We start from the raw sequence: 1,027 nt of genomic DNA, 5'->3' as shown, positions 1-1,027 counted from the left end.
CTGTCGAGGCCTCGGCCGCCCGCCCCGCCGGGCGGCCGAGGCCTCGACAGGGTCACCACCCGTCAGGCCGTCCAGGCGACCGCCGGCGCGGGCTTCGCGCTCCTCGTGGGCCAGCTGGTGTCCGGTGAGCGCTGGTACTGGGCCGTCGGCGCCACCTGGTGGATCTTCGTCAACACCACCTCCCGCGGCGAGACCCTGGTCCGCGGCTTCCGCCGGGTGCTCGGCACGGTCATCGGCATCGGCCTCGGCCTCCTCCTCGCCGTCCCCCTGCACGGCGCCGGCGTGCCCACGGCCGCCCTCGTCGCCGTCTGCGTCTTCGGCATCTTCTACACCGCGGCCGTCTCCTACACCTGGATGATGCTCTGCGTGACCCTGCTCGCCGAGCTGCTCTACGGCCTCCTCGGCGTGCTCAGCCCCGGCCTGCTCGCGGTCCGCCTCGCCGAGACCGGGGTGGGCGCGCTCGGCGCCGTCCTCGCTGTGCTGTTCGTCCTGCCCGTCACCACCCACACCGTCACCGACGCCTGGATCCAGCGCGCGCTGCGCTGCGTCCACGCCTGCACCGCCGAGGCCGCCGCCCGGCTCGCGGGCGACCCCGCCGCCGACCCCGGCGCGCGCGTCACCGAGCTGGAGCAGCTCCTCGGCCGGGTCCGGCTCTCCGTCGCCCCGCTCGTGCACCCGCTGAACCCGATGCTCGGCCGCAAGGCGCGCGCCCGCCGCGTCCTCACCCTGCTCGACGACTGCGCCCGCGAGATCCGCGGACTCGTCGCCGTCGCCGCCGATCCCGAGGCCTCCCATGACGCCCGCCTCGCCGCCGCCTGTTGGCGCGTACAGGCCGCGGTGGAGGCCCTGACCGAGGGCGGCACGGAACACCTCACGCCTCTCGACCACCCGACGGCGACCGAACCTGCGCTGGCCCACCTGCACGGCCTGGAACGAGCCCTGGCGGAACTGGCCCACCCCCTGCGCACCCCGCCGGGCTCGCCGCTGGTGGGGGCCTGAGGGACCTCGCCCCACACCGGGGCGGGGT

1 protein-coding gene is annotated in these 1,027 nt (G+C 76.2%); it reads left to right on the top strand.

Annotation, left to right across the window (positions count from 1 at the left end; all coding sequences use genetic code 11):
• A partial coding sequence (locus tag BZL64_RS33380) for an FUSC family protein (RefSeq protein WP_086772844.1) occupies positions 1-999 on the top strand: 999 nt, incomplete at its 5' end.
• Positions 1,000-1,027 lie beyond the last annotated feature (28 nt).

The organism is Streptomyces bobili (assembly GCF_002154575.1).
Classification (GTDB): Bacteria; Actinomycetota; Actinomycetes; order Streptomycetales; family Streptomycetaceae; genus Streptomyces; species Streptomyces bobili.
This window is presented reverse-complemented; position numbering and strand designations above follow the sequence as displayed.